General features: G+C 71.9%; 19 protein-coding genes and 1 pseudogene. 7 read left to right on the top strand and 13 right to left on the bottom strand.

Features of this window, described 5'->3' with window-relative positions; all coding sequences use genetic code 11:
* Nucleotides 1-19: 19 nt before the first annotated feature.
* Nucleotides 20-949, bottom strand: a complete 930-nt coding sequence (locus OG462_RS31545) for a hypothetical protein (RefSeq protein ID WP_406062786.1) — start codon at nt 947-949, stop codon at nt 20-22.
* A gap of 79 nt (nt 950-1,028) precedes the next feature.
* On the opposite strand from OG462_RS31545, the gene OG462_RS31550 reads away from it, so the two are divergent.
* Complete coding sequence (locus OG462_RS31550) at nt 1,029-1,223, top strand: DUF3046 domain-containing protein (RefSeq protein WP_406062788.1); 195 nt, start codon at nt 1,029-1,031, stop codon at nt 1,221-1,223.
* Nucleotides 1,224-1,562: 339 nt separating this feature from the next.
* On the top strand, nt 1,563-2,831 hold the full coding sequence (locus OG462_RS31555; RefSeq protein ID WP_406066805.1) for an AI-2E family transporter: 1,269 nt from the start codon (nt 1,563-1,565) through the stop codon (nt 2,829-2,831).
* Between the two features lie 9 nt (nt 2,832-2,840).
* Here OG462_RS31555 and OG462_RS31560 read toward each other — a convergent pair whose 3' ends face one another.
* The 4 genes from OG462_RS31560 to OG462_RS31575 all read right to left on the bottom strand — a co-directional run bounded on the left by OG462_RS31560 (nt 2,841) and on the right by OG462_RS31575 (nt 7,149).
* The gene (locus OG462_RS31560; RefSeq protein WP_406062789.1) at nt 2,841-3,620 is read right to left on the bottom strand and encodes a cytochrome d ubiquinol oxidase subunit II; all 780 of its coding nucleotides are present in this window, start codon (nt 3,618-3,620) and stop codon (nt 2,841-2,843) included.
* A gap of 36 nt (nt 3,621-3,656) precedes the next feature.
* Nucleotides 3,657-4,961 carry a cytochrome ubiquinol oxidase subunit I gene (locus OG462_RS31565; RefSeq protein ID WP_406062791.1) on the bottom strand — a complete coding sequence of 435 codons (1,305 nt, stop codon included), beginning with the start codon at nt 4,959-4,961 and terminating at the stop codon, nt 3,657-3,659.
* Nucleotides 4,962-5,128: 167 nt separating this feature from the next.
* Nucleotides 5,129-5,797 (bottom strand): response regulator, encoded by a 669-nt coding sequence (locus OG462_RS31570; RefSeq protein ID WP_406062793.1) that lies wholly within the window; start codon nt 5,795-5,797, stop codon nt 5,129-5,131.
* Nucleotides 5,794-7,149, bottom strand: a complete 1,356-nt coding sequence (locus OG462_RS31575; protein WP_406062795.1) for a sensor histidine kinase — start codon at nt 7,147-7,149, stop codon at nt 5,794-5,796. The genes OG462_RS31570 and OG462_RS31575 overlap by 4 nt, the downstream gene beginning before the upstream one ends.
* Before the next feature lie 94 nt (nt 7,150-7,243).
* Between OG462_RS31575 and OG462_RS31580 the strand changes: the two genes are divergently transcribed.
* A complete protein-coding gene (locus OG462_RS31580; RefSeq protein WP_406062796.1) occupies nt 7,244-7,627 on the top strand; it encodes a hypothetical protein in 384 nt (127 codons plus the stop codon).
* Nucleotides 7,628-7,672: 45 nt separating this feature from the next.
* On the opposite strand, the gene OG462_RS31585 is transcribed toward OG462_RS31580, so the two are convergent.
* Nucleotides 7,673-8,626, bottom strand: coding sequence for an IS481 family transposase (locus OG462_RS31585; RefSeq protein ID WP_406055974.1), 954 nt, complete (start codon nt 8,624-8,626; stop codon nt 7,673-7,675).
* Nucleotides 8,627-8,730: 104 nt separating this feature from the next.
* Nucleotides 8,731-10,437 carry an IucA/IucC family protein gene (locus OG462_RS31590; protein WP_406062798.1) on the bottom strand — a complete coding sequence of 569 codons (1,707 nt, stop codon included), beginning with the start codon at nt 10,435-10,437 and terminating at the stop codon, nt 8,731-8,733.
* 47 nt (nt 10,438-10,484) lie between these two features.
* Between OG462_RS31590 and OG462_RS31595 the strand changes: the two genes are divergently transcribed.
* Nucleotides 10,485-12,113, top strand: coding sequence for an IucA/IucC family protein (locus tag OG462_RS31595; RefSeq protein WP_406062799.1), 1,629 nt, complete (start codon nt 10,485-10,487; stop codon nt 12,111-12,113).
* A gap of 113 nt (nt 12,114-12,226) precedes the next feature.
* Here OG462_RS31595 and OG462_RS31600 read toward each other — a convergent pair whose 3' ends face one another.
* Complete coding sequence (locus OG462_RS31600; RefSeq protein ID WP_406062801.1) at nt 12,227-12,997, bottom strand: methyltransferase domain-containing protein; 771 nt, start codon at nt 12,995-12,997, stop codon at nt 12,227-12,229.
* 28 nt (nt 12,998-13,025) lie between these two features.
* On the opposite strand from OG462_RS31600, the gene OG462_RS31605 reads away from it, so the two are divergent.
* On the top strand, nt 13,026-13,451 hold the full coding sequence (locus tag OG462_RS31605) for a MerR family transcriptional regulator (RefSeq protein WP_406066806.1): 426 nt from the start codon (nt 13,026-13,028) through the stop codon (nt 13,449-13,451).
* On the opposite strand, the gene OG462_RS31610 is transcribed toward OG462_RS31605, so the two are convergent.
* The 5 genes from OG462_RS31610 to OG462_RS31630 form a co-directional block, all read right to left on the bottom strand.
* A complete protein-coding gene (locus OG462_RS31610) occupies nt 13,402-13,968 on the bottom strand; it encodes a DUF3291 domain-containing protein (RefSeq protein ID WP_406062803.1) in 567 nt (188 codons plus the stop codon). The two genes, OG462_RS31605 and OG462_RS31610, sit on opposite strands and share 50 nt — an antisense overlap.
* Before the next feature lie 32 nt (nt 13,969-14,000).
* The gene (locus OG462_RS31615) at nt 14,001-14,741 is read right to left on the bottom strand and encodes a helix-turn-helix transcriptional regulator (protein ID WP_406062805.1); all 741 of its coding nucleotides are present in this window, start codon (nt 14,739-14,741) and stop codon (nt 14,001-14,003) included.
* 66 nt (nt 14,742-14,807) lie between these two features.
* Nucleotides 14,808-15,413 (bottom strand): GPP34 family phosphoprotein, encoded by a 606-nt coding sequence (locus OG462_RS31620; protein WP_406062807.1) that lies wholly within the window; start codon nt 15,411-15,413, stop codon nt 14,808-14,810.
* A 206-nt stretch (nt 15,414-15,619) separates the two neighbouring features.
* On the bottom strand, nt 15,620-16,120 hold the full coding sequence (locus tag OG462_RS31625; RefSeq protein WP_406062809.1) for a type II toxin-antitoxin system Phd/YefM family antitoxin: 501 nt from the start codon (nt 16,118-16,120) through the stop codon (nt 15,620-15,622).
* Nucleotides 16,121-16,334: 214 nt separating this feature from the next.
* On the bottom strand, nt 16,335-16,988 hold the full coding sequence (locus OG462_RS31630; RefSeq protein WP_406062810.1) for a sensor domain-containing protein: 654 nt from the start codon (nt 16,986-16,988) through the stop codon (nt 16,335-16,337).
* On the opposite strand from OG462_RS31630, the pseudogene OG462_RS31635 reads away from it, so the two are divergent.
* Both OG462_RS31635 and OG462_RS31640 read left to right on the top strand, forming a co-directional pair.
* Nucleotides 16,987-17,211: pseudogene (locus OG462_RS31635) on the top strand (hypothetical protein); the annotation flags it as partial. The gene OG462_RS31630 and the pseudogene OG462_RS31635 overlap by 2 nt on opposite strands.
* A gap of 16 nt (nt 17,212-17,227) precedes the next feature.
* Nucleotides 17,228-17,572: an Imm21 family immunity protein gene (locus OG462_RS31640; protein ID WP_406062812.1), complete on the top strand. Its 345-nt coding sequence runs from the start codon at nt 17,228-17,230 to the stop codon at nt 17,570-17,572.
* The last annotated feature ends 45 nt before the right edge of the window (nt 17,573-17,617 follow it).

The raw sequence follows: 17,617 nt of genomic DNA on the forward strand, positions 1-17,617 counted from the left end.
CTCGCCCGGCCTCCTGCGGTCAGTCGACAGGGCGGCCGTGGGCGCGCAGGGTGCGCAGGGCCTCGACCGTGACGATCGGGCGCCACTCCAGGCCCGAGCCGGGGGCCCAGGCGCGCCAGCGGATCGGCCATCCGCCGTCCTCCTCCTGCTCGGCCGCGAGCCGGTCGAGCGAACGGTTCATCTCCTCCTCGGTGAACCAGCGGGTGGCCAGCGAGTCCGGCACGCGCGCGTAGTCGTGCGGGAAGTGCAGCTCCCCGGGCGCGTACCCGTCCGCCACCGGGTAGTCCTCCTCCCGGTCCGGGTCGAGGACGGCGAGCCGCTGGTCGCGGACCATGCGACCGAGCCGGTCCGCGGCCGCCTCCGCACGCGCGCGGTCCGGGGCCCCGTCCAGGAAGGCGACGGCGGCCTGAACCTCGTACGGGTGGGACTTCTCCAGCGACTCCACCGCCGACCAGCAGAACTCGGTGGCCCGGAACAGCCACGCGTGCCAGACCTGGTTGCGGTGCAGCACCCCGACCACCGGGCCGGTCGTGAGCAGCGCGCTCGGCGGCGAGTCGACGACGGGGACGAACGGCGCGGACGGGTACGCGCGCTGTGACGGGTGGATCGCCGGGAGCGCGCCGTCGTGGGTGGACACGTCTGTGAGGTAGCGGCAGATCCGCTCCACGCGCAGGCCGCCGCAGCGGCCGATGGAGTCCAGGACCCGCAACGCGTGCGCGGTGTGCAGGGGCTGGCTGACCGGCCCGCGCAGATCGGGTTCGAGCCCGTGGCCGTAGCCGCCGTCCTCGTCGAGGTACGCCGAGAGGGCCGTCTCCACCTGATCCGCGCCACCGCGCAGGAAGTGGTAGGCGAACCGGCGCTGTTCGAGGACACGGGCCGTCAGCCAGACGAAACGCTCGGCGCGGGCCAGGGGGGTCTCGGGCGGGGAGGAGAGGGGTTTTTCGGCCATGCTCCGACCGTAGGGCGGAAAGTCGCGGTGACAAGGCCTACGGAGCGGGCTGCACTCTTGGGAGCGGGATACTGGGGTCATGCGGTTGACGATTTTCTGGGAGCGGATGGCGGACCACTTCGGTGGGTCCTACGCCGAGTCCTTCGCGCGTGACCATGTGATGGCCGAGCTCGGAGGGCGGACGGTACGCGAGGCGCTGGACTCCGGCTGGGAGGCGAAGGACGTGTGGCGGGCCGTCTGCGCGGCCGTCGACGTACCGGCCGACAAGCAGTGACCGGTCGTCGACGGGAGGCGTGACCGGTGGGCGCTCCGTGCGGTGACCGGAGGGCTGCCATGCCGTGACCGGAGGGGCTCTGTGCGGTGACCGGCGGGCTCACGGCGGGGCACCGAAGGGGATGTGAGGGGTCCGGGGTGGAATGTCCGTGCGGTGCGCGAGACTGGCGGGGTGGCTCCGACTGACGAAACCGACGCGACCGACCTGACCGCATCGACAGATTCAACCGATTCGAGTGATTCAGCCGATTCGGTCGAATCAGTCGGTTCGATCGCTGCCGCCGGCGGCAGAGGTGCCGGCGCCGAGCCGCCGCCCGTGTCCGCCGCCCAGGCGGCCCGGATGCCGCGGTGGCTGCCCCGCGCGCTCGTCCTGGCCCTCGCCCTCTACGCCGTCTTCCTCCTCGGCAACTGGGCCTTCCACCAGCTCGTCGGCCTCCTCGTCAACATCCTGCTCGCCTTCTTCCTCGCCCTCGCCATCGAACCGGCGGTCGGGCGCATGGCGGCGCGCGGGATGCGCCGAGGTCTCGCCACCTTCCTCGTCTTCTTCGCCGTCCTGATCTTCGGCGTCGGCTTCGTCGTCCTCCTGGGGTCGATGCTCGCCGGCCAGATCGTGGACATGGTCGAGAACTTCCCCAAGTACCTCGACTCGCTGATCAACTGGATCAACCAGAACTTCCACACGGACCTGTCGCGGGTCGAGGTCCAGGACAGCGTCCTGAGCTCCGACTGGCTGCAGAAGTACGTCCAGAACAGCGCGTCCGGTGTTCTCGACGTCTCCGCCACCGTCCTCGGTGGCCTCTTCCGGCTCCTGACGATCTTCCTGTTCTCGTTCTACTTCGCGGCCGACGGGCCCCGGCTGCGGCGCGCGCTCTGCTCCGTCCTGCCGCCCGCCCGGCAGACCGAGGTGCTGCGCGCCTGGGAGATCGCGGTCGACAAGACCGGCGGCTACCTCTACTCGCGCGGTCTCATGGCCCTCATCTCGGGCATCGCGCACTTCGTGCTCTTCGAGATCCTCGACGTGCCGTACGCGCCCGCGCTCGCGGTGTGGGTCGGTCTGGTCTCGCAGTTCATCCCGACCATCGGCACCTATCTGGCCGGTGCGCTGCCGATGCTGATCGCCTTCACCGTGAACCCCTGGTACGCGCTGTGGGTGCTCTGCTTCGTCGTGATCTACCAGCAGTTCGAGAACTACGTGCTCCAGCCGAAGCTGACCTCGAAGACGGTGGACATCCACCCGGCGGTGGCCTTCGGCTCGGTCATCGCGGGCACGGCGCTGCTCGGCGCCGTCGGCGCGCTGATCGCCATCCCGGCCGTCGCCACCCTCCAGGCCTTCCTCGGTGCCTATGTGAAGCGGTACGACGTGACGGACGACCCGCGCGTGCACGGCCACCGGCGGTACGGCGAGGCGGTGGTGGCGCGGCTGCAGAAGGCCCTGCACCACAAGAAGGAGGCCGCGCTGGAGGAGGCTCCGGGGGCGGAGGGGGCGGAGGGGGCGGAGGGGGCATCGCGGGTGGGAGGGTCCTCGCCGTCGGAGGAGTCCTCGCGGTCGGAGGAGTCCCCGCGGTCGGACGAGTCCCCGCCCGGGCAGTCCCGGCCCGAGGACTCCTGAACCTGCGGCTCAGAGGTACGAAGGCCCCGTGACCCGGTGCCGGAAGGTGTGCCAGATCCACGCCTGGACGGCCACGAGCAGCGGGGTGACGACCAGCAGGGTGGGCACGAGCAGACCGAGCGTGACGGGGGAGGCCGCCCGCTCGGCCAGCGGAAGCGCGGTCCCCGCCCAGAGCGGCAGCCCGCCCATCAGGACCGCGGTGAGCGCGAAGGACTGCCAGGGGTGCCCGGCGCGCCCGACGAGCCGGCGGGCCCGCTCGTACGGCAGTCCCGTGAGCCTGAGCGTGGTGAAACCGAGCCCGTGCGCGGCGAACAGCGCGGCCACGGCGAGCGCGGTGAGGATGCCCGTGGGGCCGGTCGCGGGGGCGTACGGCCGTCCGGTGAGCAGGGCCGCGAACAGCCATCCCCAGGAGAGTGCGACGGTCCAGCTCCCGCAGGTCACGGCCGCGTCGCAGGACGCGCGCCAGCGCGGACCGGGGCCGCGGCCGCGTGACCAGAGGCCCGCGTCGCGGACGATCCAACCAGTCAGCAGGGCCACGAGGACCGGGAACTGGCCGCTCAGAAGTTCCCCTTCGAGGGTGGGGAAGCAGCCGACGAGGACGCCCACGGTGGCGACGAGCCAGACCTCGTTTCCCAGGAAGAAGGGGGCGAACGAGGCGAGGACGAGCTGCCGCTCGCGGTCGCTCCGGCCGAGCCAGGGCATGAGCATGCCGGTACCGATGTCCGCCCCGGCGAGGACGAACCAGCCCGTCGCGAAGAAGGCGAGCAGGGCGATGGCCAGGGTCTCCACGGGACTCCTCGGGCTTTCCTGAGCGGAACGGACGGGTCAGTAACGGGGGACGGGGAGGGCGTCGGCCGGGTCGGGTGTCCCGCCCTCGCCCTCGCCCTCGGCGGGCCGTTCGTCGTGGCCGAGGCCGGCGTCGACCGGGCCACGACGGGCGTGGCGGGTGAGGAGCCAGGCATTGAGGACGGCGAGCAGGACGAAGACCGTGGTGAAGACAGTGAGGGAGAGGCGCATGATGCCGGGGGAGAGGCCCGAGACCGCGTCCTCCGTCTTGAGCAGTCCGTAGACCACCCAGGGCTGCCTTCCGGACTCACGGAAGACCCAGCCGCTGATCATCGCGATGTACGGCAGCGGGACGGCCGCCATCAGGACGAGATGCCACAGCCGGAACCGGAGGACCACCTTCTTGAAGGCGGCCAGGATCACCCCGGCGAAGCACAGGTACATCATCAGCGCGAAGCTGATCAGCATCAGCAGCGCGCCGCCCCGGGTCCACGCCTCCGAGGGCACGTAGTCGCCGGGCCCGAAGCGCTCCGTCATCTCCGCCTGGACCCGCGCGATCTCCGCGGTCTTCCCACTGAACACGGCCGACTTCATCGGCTGGAAGGCGTCGAGAACGGCGAACTGCGCCCCGCCGAAGACGGCGGTCACCAGCAGCGCGGGCGCCGACACGAACACCCCGATCCGCAGGCTTCGGCCGAAGAACTCCCACTCCGGGCTGCGCCGGAAGAGGTGGTAGGCGCTCACCCCGGCCATGAAGAAGCCGGCCGTGAGCAGCGCGCCCGCCACGATGTGCCCGAAGGCCAGCAGCGCGGAGGGGTTGGTCAGCACCGCGACCGGGTCGGCGAGGACGAGCTCGCCGTTCTCGGAGCCGTATCCCACCGGGTGGTTGAGGAAGCCGTTGGAGACGAGGATCCAGTACGCCGACAGGTAGGCGGTCAGGACGACGATCCAGATCGCGGCCAGGTGGGCCCAGCGGTTGAGCCGGTTCCAGCCGAAGATCCACAGGCCGAGGAAGGTCGACTCGACGAAGAACGCCACGATCGTCTCGACGGCGAGCGAGGCCCCGAGGATGTTGCCCGCCTCGTGGGTGAGCCCGCTCCAGGCCATGCCGAACTGGAACTCCATCACCAGACCGGTGACGATGCCGACCGCGTAATTGATCACGTACAACTGGCCCCAGAACCGCACCATGCGCGCGTGCAGCGGCTTCCGGCTGAACGTGGCCCGTGTCTGGAGCACGGCCACGACGGTCGCGAGCCCCAGGGTGAGGGCGACGAAGAGGAAGTGGCCGCCTGCCGTGAGGGCGAACTGCAGCCGCGCGAGATCGAGTACGTCCTGGTTCACCCGATCAGCGTCGGCGTACGGTCAGGGGCGCGGCGTCCCCCCTGGGTGGACAGCGGCCGTACCCCAGCGGTTGTGCCTGCCCACGCGCGCGTACCCCGTGAGTTGTGACGGAGGGGCCGTCTCCCCTAGGGGGTGTCCTGTCGATCAGGCCGGGGGCGATCCGGGGGTCAGGCCAGCCAGCCCGGCGTGATCATCCCGGACTCGTACGCCAGGATCACCAGTTGGGCCCGGTCCCGTACGGCAAGCTTGGTCATGATCCGGCTGACATGGGTCTTCGCGGTCGCGGGGGAGAGGACGAGGCGGCCGGCGATCTCGTCGTTCGAGAGCCCGGCGCCCACCAGGCCGAGGACCTCGCGCTCCCGCTCGGTGAGGGCGTTGAGCCGGGGGCTCGGGTCCGGCTGCCGGTCGGCCCGGCCCGCGAACTCGGCGATCAGACGGCGGGTCACGGCCGGGGCGATCAGGGCGTCGCCGCGCGCCACGACCCGTACCGCGTGCAGCAGTTCCATCGGCTCGGTGTCCTTCACGAGGAAGCCCGACGCGCCGGCGCGCAGCGCCCCGTACACATGGTCGTCCGCGTCGAAGGTGGTCAGGATGACCACCCGTACCCCTTCGAGCCGCTGGTCGGCGGTGATGCGGCGGGTGGCCTCAAGGCCGTCGAGCACCGGCATGCGGATGTCCATCAGGACCACGTCCGGGCGTAGTTCACGGGCGAGCGCGATCGCCTGCTCCCCGTCCCCGGCCTCTCCGACGACCTCGAGGTCCTCCTCGTCGGAGAGGATCGACCGGAAGCCGGCCCGGACCAGGGTCTGGTCGTCGGCGAGCACGACACGGATCATCGGGAGTCCCTCTCGGACGGGTCGGGTTCGGACGCGGTGGGGTCGGAGGAGCCGGGCTCGGAGCCGCTGCGCTCGGCCACGGTGGGTTCCGACGTGGTGGGTTCTGACACGGTGGGTTCCGAAGTGGTGGGTTCTGACGCTGTGGGTTCTGGCGCTGTGGGTTCTGAGAGCGGCAGTCGTGCGTCCACCCGGAAACCGCCGTCGGTCCCATTCTCGGCGGTCAACTCGCCGCCGAACGCCCGGGCCCGCTCGGCCATGCCCCGGATGCCGCTGCCGAGGGGCCGTCCCTCCGGCGCGCCCTCGCCGTCGTCGGCGATCCGCAGCCCCACCGCGTCCGTGCCCCAGTCGAGGGTGATGCGGACGGTCCTCGCGCCCGCGTGGCGCGTGACGTTCGTCAGCGACTCCTGCACGATCCGGTACGCGGCGAGGTCGACGGGCGGCGGAAGGGGGACGGGGGTGCCCGTGACGTCCGTACGGACGTCGAGACCGGCACTACGCGCGCGTGCGACGAGATCGCCGAGGAGCGCGAGACCGGAGGAGGGGCTCGTCGGCGTGGCCTCGTCCGAGCGGCGCAGCACCCCGAGGGTCGCCCGCAGCTCGCGCAGTGCGTCCTTGCTGGTGGCCTTCACCGCCTCCAGGGCCTCGGTGGCGGTGACGAGCCCGGCCTCCGGGGCCGGCCCCTTGCCGAGGCGGTGGAGCGCGGCACCGGACTGGACGTTGATCAGCGAGATGCTGTGGCCGAGCACGTCGTGCACCTCGCGGGCGATCCGCAGCCGCTCCTCGGTGGCGCTCTGCCGGGCCCGGGCCTCCTGCTCCCGCTCGGCGGCCAGCGCCCGCTGTTCCACCTCGTGCAGATAGGCGATCCGGGTGCGCTGGGCCCGGCCCACCGCGACGAGGCTGATCAGCCAGCCCGCCAGCATGACGAGCGAGGTGTCGTCGATCTGCCGGTGCCCCGGCCGCTGCCGGATCTCGCCCAGCCCGACCGCGAGCAGGGTGACGGCGGCCAGGGCGACGGCGGCGGTGAAGCGGCCCTCGGCGGCGGTCGTGTACAGCGCGACGGCGAAGGCGATCATCAGCGGGCCGTCCTGGGCGGACAGCGGGTAGTAGACGACGCAGGCGAGCAGGGTGACGACGGAGACGGCGACCGGCTGCCGGCGGCGGAAGTACAGCGCCCCGCACCCGACCAGGATCAGCGCCCAGCCGAGCACCGTACGGACGGCGGGCTCGCTCGTGTACTGCGCGGAGACGAGCGTCCAGACGGCGACGAACACCAGGACGACACCCGCCACGAGGGCATCGGCGGCCCGCGGCGACAGACGCCCGCCGCCCGGGGAACGGAGGGGGAGGGGCATGCGTCGAAGGATAGGCGGGGGACGGTCGTCGGGGTGGGTGTGCGGCCGTCTGCTCGTCCCCGTGTGCTCGCGGCGGGCGGGAGCACTCTTGTGAATGACCCGGTCGGCCTTGGGGGCTTCGATGATGTTCGGGTACTCGGACGAGTGGTGGGCGTTGCTGTTCCTGCCGGTGGTGCTGTGGGTGCCGTTCGGGCCCTTCGTCATGGGAGCCCTGGGGGTGTGGTGCGCGCGGCGGCCCGGGGGGTGGCCGCGACTGTGGTCCGTGCTGCTGCCGCTGGTGCCGGTCGCGGTCTCGGCGACCGCGATCGTCCTGCCCGTGGACACCTGGGACGAGCCCACTCATGGCGAGGACGTCCTGGGCTACGTCCTCGTGTACGTCGTGGGCATCACCGTGCTGCCCTGGCTGCTGGGGTACGGGAGTACGCGGGTGGTGCGGGTGGTGCGGGCCCGCCGGGACCGGGGGCGCACGGAGTCCTAGGCCCTGTCCGAAAGACAGGGCCGGGCGGGACCATCCGGACACGACCTAGGTGTATTGACCCGCAGCGTTGTTGACGCGGCTGATGGGTGGCTTGCCGTCGAGTGCTGTGTGGCAGCGGTGATGGTTGTAGGTGTGGAGGAAGTCTGCCAGGGCTTCGGTCCGCTCGTTGTTCGAGGTGTAGGGCCGCAGATAGGCCCACTCATCGAGCAGGGTGCGGTTGAAGCGTTCGACCTTGCCGTTGGTCTGCGGCCGGTAGGCCCGGGTGAGTTTGCCGGTTGCGCCGAGGTCGGCGAGGACGGTCTTCCAGGCCAGGCCCTTGCGGTAGGCCCAGGCGTTGTCGGTCAGGACCCGTTCGATCCGGTCGATGCCGTGGGTGTGGAAGAACGCGGCCGCGCGGGTGAGGAAGCTCGCGCAGGTCGCGACCTTCTCGTCGGGGTGGATCTCGCTGTAGGCCAGGCGGGAGTGGTCGTCGACAGCGGAGTGGACGTAGTCGAAGCCCATGCCGCGGATTGGCCTGCCGGCCTCGCGGCCGTTGGTTTTGTGGCCGCCGCCGTCGGGGATCCGGCCGAGTTTCTTGACGTCCACGTGGATCAGCTCGCCGGGCCGGTCGCGCTCATAGCGGCGGATCACCGTGCCGGTCGGCCGGTCCAGCCAGGCCAGCCGATTGAGCCCGTGGCGGGTCAGGATCCGGTGGACGGTCGAGGTGGGCAGGCCCAGGACCGGGCCGATCCTGGCGGGGCCGAGCTTGCGGGTGCGGCGGAGATCGCAGACGCGGGCCTCGACGGCCTGGGGGGTGCGATGCGGTGTGTGCTGCGGCCTGCTGGAGCGGTCGACCAGGCCCGCGTCGCCTTCCATCCGCCAGCGGCGAATCCACTTGTGGGCGGTGGGCCTCGATATGCCCATCTCGGCCGCCACATGAGCAACCGGCCGTCCTGCCAGGACGCGTTCGACCAGGATCCGCCTGCCGTGAACGGTCAGCCGGGCATTACGGTGGGACACGAAGACCTCCGTGTGCGGTGTGGAGCCTAGACACCTCCACCACACCGGAGGTCTTCGCCATGATCAAGACCTGCGACTGTCAACAACGCTCGTGATCAATACACCTAGGCAGTCGTGAGGGGGTTGGGCACGGGGACGTAGTGGGGCGCGGTGCCCTCCGCGCGGAGCCAGCGGGAGAGCAGATTGGCCTTGCCCGGGACGGTGGGCGAGTCGAGCAGGGCCTTGATATCGGGGAGCGCCGGCAGCCGGCCGCCCCGCTCGAACTCGGCGCGGGCCATCGCCCACAGGGCGGGGGCGGATCCAGGGAAGCGGTGGGTGAGGGCGCCGGCGATCTCGGAGAGGTTGTTGACGAGGAGGCAGTACACGAGCCTCCGCCAGGCCGCCGTGCGGGGCGTCTCGGGGATCGTCTTGGCGCCCTCCGCGTCGCGGAAGACGGACTGGACGGGGGTGCCGTGGACGTCCACGGCGATCAGGGTGTTCTGCAGGTGGCACTCCACGACGACGCCGAAGCGGGCGAACGCCTCCAGGACGGGCGCCACGACGCACCGCAGATAGGCCGCCCACCAGGGCCGGGGGTCCGTGATCCGGTCGAGGGGGTTGCCGGGGAAGCCCTCCGCGAGCGCGGCGGTCAGCACGGCGGTCGAGCCGGGGGTCAGATGCCGGTCGAGGCCGTCGCGGACGAGGACGGCGCAGGTCTCGAAGAGGCCGTCCACCGTGCGGTAGCCGCGGTCGCTGAGCCAGGACGCCGGGCCGTCCATGGCGGCGAAGGCGGCGGTCACGACGGGGTCGGTGCGGCGCACCTGGAGCAGCTCGTGCCGCCGCATCCGGCGGATGTCGTTGGTGATCCGGACGTCGAGACTGAACTTCAGGAACAGGTCCCCGCCGCTGTCCGGGGAGCCGTTCCGGGGTTCGGACCGTGAGCCGTTCCGGGATCCGTACCGTGAGCCGTGCTGAGATCCGTGCGGGGAGCCGTGCTGGGTGCCGACCCCGGTGCCGTCGCCTGTGCCGGCCCCCGGGACGTGCAGCGTGCGCACCGAGGCCGTCGGCCGGGCGAGCCGGGGTGTCACGCCAAGGCGGACGAGGCGGCCCTCCGCGAAGGCGGCACGCACGCGCGAGGTGCGGGCGGAGAGCGCGAGCTGCCAGGGATGGGCCGGAAGCAGGCGGTAGCCGGGGGGTGGCTCGCCGAGGGTGTCCAGGGCCCGGGTGTTCCCGTCCTCGACCACCGCGTCCTCGCGTACGCCGAGCAGGACGAGCGGGAACTGGGCGTACGCCTCGGGCGCGTAGCGCAGCCAGTCGGCGGCGGGGCCGTCGCCGGTACGTGCCTTGGGGGCCGGGTGGTACGGGTGGCCCATGACGAGTGCCTGTTCGGAGCGCAGCCAGGGGTCCTCGGGCGGCGCCACGCGGGCGCGTGCGGCGAGCACGGCCTGCACGGCGGTGCGGCTGGCGGCCATCTCGGCGGCCAGGGCCGGGTTGGCCCGGCCGGTGGAGGCGTGCATCTCCTGGACGGCGAGGTCGATGAGCTCCGCGTGGCGGAGGATCCGCCAGCTGTGATCCGTCCACAGTTCGGGGGCGGAGGGGCGGTGGCCGGGACGGACGCGCAGGAGCCGGCCGCTGACGCGGAGTCGGTGGACGGCGTACGGGGCGGATTCGGTGCTGGTGCTGGTGCTGGTGCCCTTGCCGGTGGCGGTACCGGTGGCGTTGTCGGGGCCGCTGCGGGGTGGGGCCGCCGCCGGGTCCGCGGCCTCGCGGAGCAGGCAGTTGAGCAGGGGCGTCACCGCCAGTGCGTCGGCGGCCCGCGCGAGTGTGTCCATCGATCTCAGTATGTGTGGATCGCGTTCGACCGCGATAGAACAACCGTATGTGCCGAACCGTCGCGGAGCGGACACTCGCCGCCGAGCTGGACGTCGTACGACCGAGGCTCGCGGACGCGTACGCCGCGGAGCTTCCGGGCGCCAGGGCCGCCGTGCTGACCCGGCTGTGGCGCGGGCTCGTCCATGAGCCGCTTCCCTGGGTCGCCGGGCGGACGCCCGACCACCACGGCGTCACCCTGCGCCTGCAGGACGGCCGGCGCCTGTGCGGCCCGCACTCGGATCCGTGGGCGACGGAGGCGACGGTGTCCGGGCTCGACCTGGACGGGGTCCGATACGACCATCCGGCTGAACTGGTGGTCGCCCTGGCCGTTCCGCAGGGTGCGCGGCTGGCCGCCGAGCTCGACCACAGCGTCGCGTCGATGGCCCTCTCCCGCACGGCCCCTCGGCGAGCGGCGCCGCCCGTCCACCCGTGGGAGTGGGAGCAGGGGGAGACCGACGGGCATCCCTACCACCCCGGCTGCCGCTCCCGGCCCGGTTTCTCCGCCGCCGAGCAGCTCGCGTACGCGCCCGAGCACCGGCCCGTGGTCTCGCTGCGGCTGGCCGCGGTCGAGGGCGCGACCGTGTCGGGGGAGTGGCCGCGCGAACTTCGCGACGGCTCCTCCGTGCTCATCCCCGTCCACCCCTGGCAGGCCGGGCACGTCCTGTCCGGCCTGGCGCTGCGGCCCGGCCCGGACGCCCACCCCCTGCTGTCGCTGCGGACGCTCGACATGGGCGGCGACAGGCACGTCAAGACGTCGCTGACCACGCAACTCACCTCGACCGTGCGGGACATCTCGGCGTACACCGTCACCCACGCCGTCGCGACGTCCGAGTTCGTCGAGGGTCTCGCCCGCCGGCTCGACGGCCGGCTGCACATCGCTCGCAACCTGGCGGCGGTGGGAGCGGGAACGTCCGATCTCGCGGCGCTCCTGCGCGAATCGCCTCAGGTCCACGCGGACCCGACGGCCGGGGAAAGGGTCGTTCCGGTGGCCGCGCTTCCCGCGCTCCTCGCGGCCCGCCCACCGGGTGAACGGCTCGACCGGGTCGTCGAGTTCGCGCGCCTCGCCCTCGGTGTCTGCCTGGAACTGCTCGACCTCGGGGTGGCCCTGGAGGCGCACGGCCAGAACCTGCTCGCCGTCGTCGACAGCGAGGGCCGGACCCGGCGCCTCGTCTACCGGGACCTCGCCGACATCCGCATCAGTCCCGCCCGTCTCGCCCGGCACGGCGTCCCGGCCCCACCCGTCAGCGGCCGCCTCCTGGACGGCGACCCGTCCGTGCTCCGCCGCAAGGTCTTCGGCAGCCTGGTCACCGGCGCACTCGGCCCGCTGGCCGGCGACGCACCGACTCTCGGCACGGTCCTGGAGGCGGCGACCCGGGGCCTCGCCCCCACCCCGGACCTCCACGCCCTGCGGACAGAACCGCTTCCGGCGAAGGCGCTCACGCTGATGCGGCTGGACACGGAGGGCGGCGGGGAGCTGTGGACGGCGCTCCCGAACCCCTTGCGGTCCGCCGGGCCGAACTCCCGGGCGGGCGGGCCGAGTCCCCTGTCGGACGGGCGGAGCAGCATGGCGGACGGGCGGAGCAGACTGTCGGACGGTCGGAGCGGCCTGTCGGCGGGCCGCTCCGCGCGCCCGTGAGCCGGTTCCGATAATCGCCGCTCGGTGGCCGGCGTCCTGCCGGTGTTCTGCCAGTGTTCAACCAGTGTGATCGTGTGGGACTCCGGTCCGCGCCTGATCAGGTGGCCACCGCCTCACCGTGGCGCGGTCGCCGCGGCCACGAACATCGGCACTGCCAGGAAGAACCGGTCGGCTTCGGCCCGCGCGCGTTGATCGGCGATCCACCTGTCCGCCTGCTCGCGCGTGACGACGCCGGTGGTGCAGGCCGCTTCGGCCAGTCCCGTGACCAGGGGCAACATCGCCGACCCGGTGAACACGCCGGTGTGTACCGCGACTGTCACGTCGCGGAAGCGTGCGTCCAGCAGCAGGTTGCGGTACCGGCGAGCTGCACGCGGACCGACGGTCAGGTCGGCGCGGGCGTGCACGAGGGCGCGGGTGAGGGCCGGATCGGCGGAGTCGATGACAAGGGTGTCCCAGTCCTGGCCGACCAGCGTGATCCGCCCTCCGGGAGTGAGAACCCTGCGGGCTTCGGCCAACGCTCGTTCCGGCACGGCCAGTTCATGGAACACCTTGTCGGCCCGGTAGCCGTTCATCGAAGCGTCCGGCAGCGGAAGTTCGTACGCCCCCGCTCTCCGGAAGTCCGCTTCGGGCCACCGGCCACGGGCGACGGCGATCATCTGCTCGTCCGGGTCCACCCCGACGGCGTTCACCTCCCGCCCGACCAGTTCCGCCACGGCTCGTCCGGCGCCGCAACCCACGTCCACCACGGACGTGCCGGGGCCGGCACCGAGCAAGTCGTAGGACAGAGCCCGCAGTTCCTCGGCGCCCGGCAGGCGATCGGCCTCGTCGAGCCGCGCGATGAGACCGTCGGTCAGTCGGCGTGTCTGTTCTGTCTCCCTGGTCATGGGCGACAGGTTGGTACTTAATGTCGGCATGAAGTCAAGCGAGCCCAGGACGCCTGACGGCGGTGAGTGCGGCCCGATGGGTATCGGTGGCCTCGCCGAACGCTTCGGTCTGGCCACGCACGTCCTGCGTCACTGGGAGACGATGGGGCTCCTCGCTCCCGCACGTGACGCCGCCAACCGCCGCCGCTACCGGACCGCCGACCTCACCCGCGTCGCCGTCATCCTGCGCGCCAAGGAGGCGGGGCTTCCCCTCGACACCATTCGCGCGCTGGTGACTACCGCCGGTGCCGTGAATCGACGGGACATCCTGCACGAAGAGGCCGAGGTGCTTCGCTCCCGCATCGCGGCAGCGCAGGCATCACTCGCGCTCATCGAATGCGCCCTCGGCTGCGATCACGAGGACTTCACCCGGTGCGCCCATTTCCGACTGGCAGCGGATCGCATGAGTTCGTAACCGCCGGCCCCGTCCCCCTGTTGGTCCCGCCCGCCCGGAACTGGTGCTCGGCGGCCTCCGTGGCGCTGTAGGAGGAGGCGAAGGTGAACGCGCGCGGGGTCGGGCCGTTCGCCCGCAGGTCCGCCAAGCGCTCCAGGGCCTCGGTGACGGTCGGGAGGTGTCCGGCGGGGATCCACCAGAGCACCAGGTGTGCCTCGACGTGCCGTTCGAACCATTCGCGGCGTCGCCGAATGACCTCCAGGTGTCCGCTGCGGTAGGCGAAGTCCCACAGGGCCTCCTGGGTCTCCCACACCGACAGGTTGACGATGACGTCCTCACCCGCCGGGCGCAGGGCGGTGGCGTCGGCCGCTCCCTCCTCCACCAGCCGCCACACGAATCCGGGTGTGCCGTCGGCGGCGGCGTTGACCGGATCGAGCAGCTCGACGAACGGCGCCACGCGCGGGTCGTCGAGGGGGTGGAGGAGCGTGGCGACGTTGAGTTGGGCGAGGTGGGCGGCGGCATGCGGGGACGCGGTCATGGCCTCATCCCAGCACGCCTCGCTTTTCTATGTCAATCATCATTGTTTTTAGAAGGCTCGACCACCACGCAGCACTCACCCGGCCGGGCGTCCATGCGGGCGCGTACGGCACCGTCCGTGCCCAACAGCCCTTCGAGCAGCGCGAGGTTCATGCCGCAGACGAGCGGCGGGAAGCGTTCGGCGACGGCATGGAAGGGGCAGTTGCGCATACGGACGACGCGGGCGGGTGCCGTCGTCCCGGCCTCTCCCGCGGCGCCGGTCGCCTCCTCCGCACCTTCGGCGCTCGCCGTGCTCTCGACGGCCTCGGCGTCTTCCATGTGCGGTTCGTAGCCTCGGGCGGCCAGCGTCCTCATGGCCTCCGCCAAGTCGCCACAGGGCGCCGCCGAGCCGCGCAGGGCCTCGCCCCGGCGGCGCGCGGCCGCGCACAGCCCGGCGTCGAGCCCGGCCTGCTCCGCGGCCTCGGCGAGCAGCTCGGCGGCGGTGCGGTAGTCGCGGGCCGGCAGTGACACCGACCGCTCGGCCGGTGCCCGCGTGTACACCTTGGCGGGGCGGCCCGCCCCCGGCCCCGAGCGGCCCGTCAGCCGGCGGCTGCCGCTCTCCAGGAGCCCGGCCTCGGTCAGCCGGTCCAGATGGTGCGCCGCGAGCGTGCGGGCCACCCCGACGGCCTCGGCGGCCTCGTTGCGCCCGACCTCGCGGCCTTGTGCCGCCACGTACTCGTACAGGCGGCGTCGTACCTGATCCTGCAGCATTGCGATCGCGTCGATGTCCTCCACCTGGCCATTCTAGGAACAACGCAGGTTGGAGATAGAGGACCTCCGGGCAGGGACTTCACTCCCGGCTCAGGGTCCGCGCCAGACGTTGGCGAAGGCCGTGTTCTCGATGGTCCGCCTCTGGCGTACGGCCTCCAGCTCCATCACCGCGCCGTGGACGACGGCCACCACGGTCGTCACCGCCTCGTCGTCGAGGCCGGGCTCGTCGCCGGTTCGTCCGCCGTCGATGCCCACGACGGAGGCGAGGGCGGCCAGGACGGGTTCCCTCTCCTCCCGGCGGTCGGCTGCCCGGCGGCGCGCGGGGGTATCGGCCGGTTCCACGCGTTCCGGGCCGAAGGGCAACCGGCCGCTCCGTTTCCGGGTCAGCTCGCCGTCCTTCTCCAGGGCGGCCTGATACGAGGCCGACAGGTCTCGGCCCCGGCGCCACAGCCAGTCCTCGATCCGCTCGTACGGAGCCTGCCGAGTGAGCCCTGCCGCGGCCTCGCCCAGGAGCCGATCGTCCGGCGTCGTCGGTCCGCCCGGGACGATGCGGTCGTCGTCCACGGTGACGGCCTCCGCCCCGATGAGATCGATCAGTTCGGCCGCCGCGAGTGCGAGCGACAGGTCACCCTGTCCCACGGCATGCTCCACGCTCGGCTCCATGGCGATGATGAACAGGTCTTTCGCCGTGGTCATGAACGGCTCCCCTCGGAGACATCGACAAAGATGCGTCCCCACCCGACGGGCCCGTGTCCCGGGCCGATGTGGTGCGGGGCGACTGTCGCGACCAGTATCACCCCCGCCCGGACCTCCGTTCCCGGCCTGAGGCCTGAGGCCTGAGGCCTGAGGCCTGAGGCCTGAGGCCTGAGGCCTGAGGCCTGAGGCCTGGGCCCGACCCGGTGTCACTGCTCGCCGACCGGCGGCTGTCGGGCCAGGAACTCCTCGAATGCCGCCGCCTGCCTGGGGTCCATGAATCCCTGACGCGCATGCATGGCCCTGTCCTCGAGCCACGCCGCCTCGTCGGCGGTCACCTGCACGGCCACCACCGTCCCACCCCGGGCGAAGCTCACGCGCCCGCCGTCGGCACGCACGTACCGGGTGTAGGGCCCGTACTCCTGCGGGCGGGCCAACGGCTCGGCCCGAAGCCGGCCGACGTCCCACGTCGTCCCGCTCCCGTCCTCCTCCGCCTCTTCCTCGCCCTGCGGTACCGGCGCGGTGTGGTCGGCGCGGGCCCAGTGCTCCCACTCGGCCACCACCGCGGCCGGGAACAGCACACTCACCGCCACGGCTGCCTCCGTGAGCACGACGCGTTCCCCCGTGGACTCCACCAGCGAGACGAGACGCTCGTAGTCGATCGGGTCCGCGGCGTACCGACGCTCGACAACGATCTTCACATCATCCATGGGGCCGGACGCTACATGTCGAGTCCCGGCCCGGGAGGAGTCGGACGCCCGGCTTCGGTGTCCTGTGCCGAGGCGCGGTAGCTGTCACCGGACGTCCCGAACGACCTGGGTGAAGCTGCGAGATGAAGCACGATGGTTGGCACCGGATCGGCGCACTACTTGTCACCGGCAGCACGCAAATCTGGGTACGGAACAGGGTGTGGCCGGCCCATGGCTACGCGGCCCGGTCGGTCAGCAGGGCGATGGCGAACCGGGTCTGCAATGCGGTCAGCCTGCGGACCACCGGGACCGCGGTGGCCAGCAGGAACACCCCGATGGCGGTGTTGAAGCCGATGTCGGCGGCCTGCGAGGAGGTGTCGAATATCAGCTCGGCCAGGCCCTGGTTGTCCTGCCCCCGAGGCAGGGACCACGACCAGGTGGCGTAGAGCAGCTCGCCGACGCCGCCGAGGGTCCATGTCAGTGCCACGCTGAAGGTGATGACCTGGAGCGGGAAGGCGACGACCAGATGGACGAGGTCGCGCCAGGACCGTGGATCGCGTACCGCGCGCAGCGTTCCCGCCCATCCCGTGCCGGACGGCCGCGGGCGGTGCGACGGCAACGGGCGGCCGGTGACGGCCATTACGCGCCGGCGTTCCAGGTTGGCCAGGGCCCGGGCCGCTCGCAGTGTTCCGGCCAGGACAGGCAGCCCGGCCCAGACCACGAGGGTGGACACCCCGAGGGCGGCTCCGGTCACCGCGACAGTGAAGGCCGCCAGCCCGAGCGGTAGTCCGGACAGCAGGTATCCCAGCTCGCAGCGGAACCGGCGGGCACCCGGCTCGGGTGCGGTGGGCGCCTGCGGCACAGTGAGGAGTGAGGCGGTCTCAGTCATGGGACTACGCTCGCGGATTCACGATGCCGCAGCGAGCCTGCTACCCGGCCACCGGAGGGTAGGGCTTACCCCACCCCTCAAAAGTCGGGGTGTCGGGTTCGGCAACGGGACACCGGAGGAGGGCTCCGTCCTGGGCGAGGCCGATGGCCGTGATGACTACGACCGAGCCTGCGCGGTGGACGACTGGGTTGGAGTGATCGCTGAGGGCGCGGAAGGTGCCACCGCGCTTGTCTTGGCCGATGAACCTGCAAAGGCGTGCTTCCTGCCGGAGGAGCGGCCATTCGTGGCGGTGGCTGGCCGCGGATTCGGAGGAAGAGTTGCTCGCCGGGGCAGAAGCGGTCGCGGCCGACCCGGACACTCCTTGGGAGGACGGCGGCTTGTGGGCCTGTGATGGCCCGGCGGTACTGATGGACTCGGCCGAAGCGGGCACGGATCTCGGAGTGGAGTATCCCGGCGGTGGCCAGCCGGAACAGGCTCCCGTGCAGCTCCCGGCAGGGCGGTGGAGGGTCCGTGCAGTCCATACGAAGAACGAGTTCGCGTGGGTGGGCGTGGTGCAGCTTGTCGCCGAGGACGGTCCGATCTGACGACCGGCGCCCCGCGCCACTCAAACTTCGATGGCACGCGCTCAA

Source organism: Streptomyces sp. NBC_01077, assembly GCF_045162855.1.
Lineage (GTDB): Bacteria > Actinomycetota > Actinomycetes > Streptomycetales > Streptomycetaceae > Streptomyces.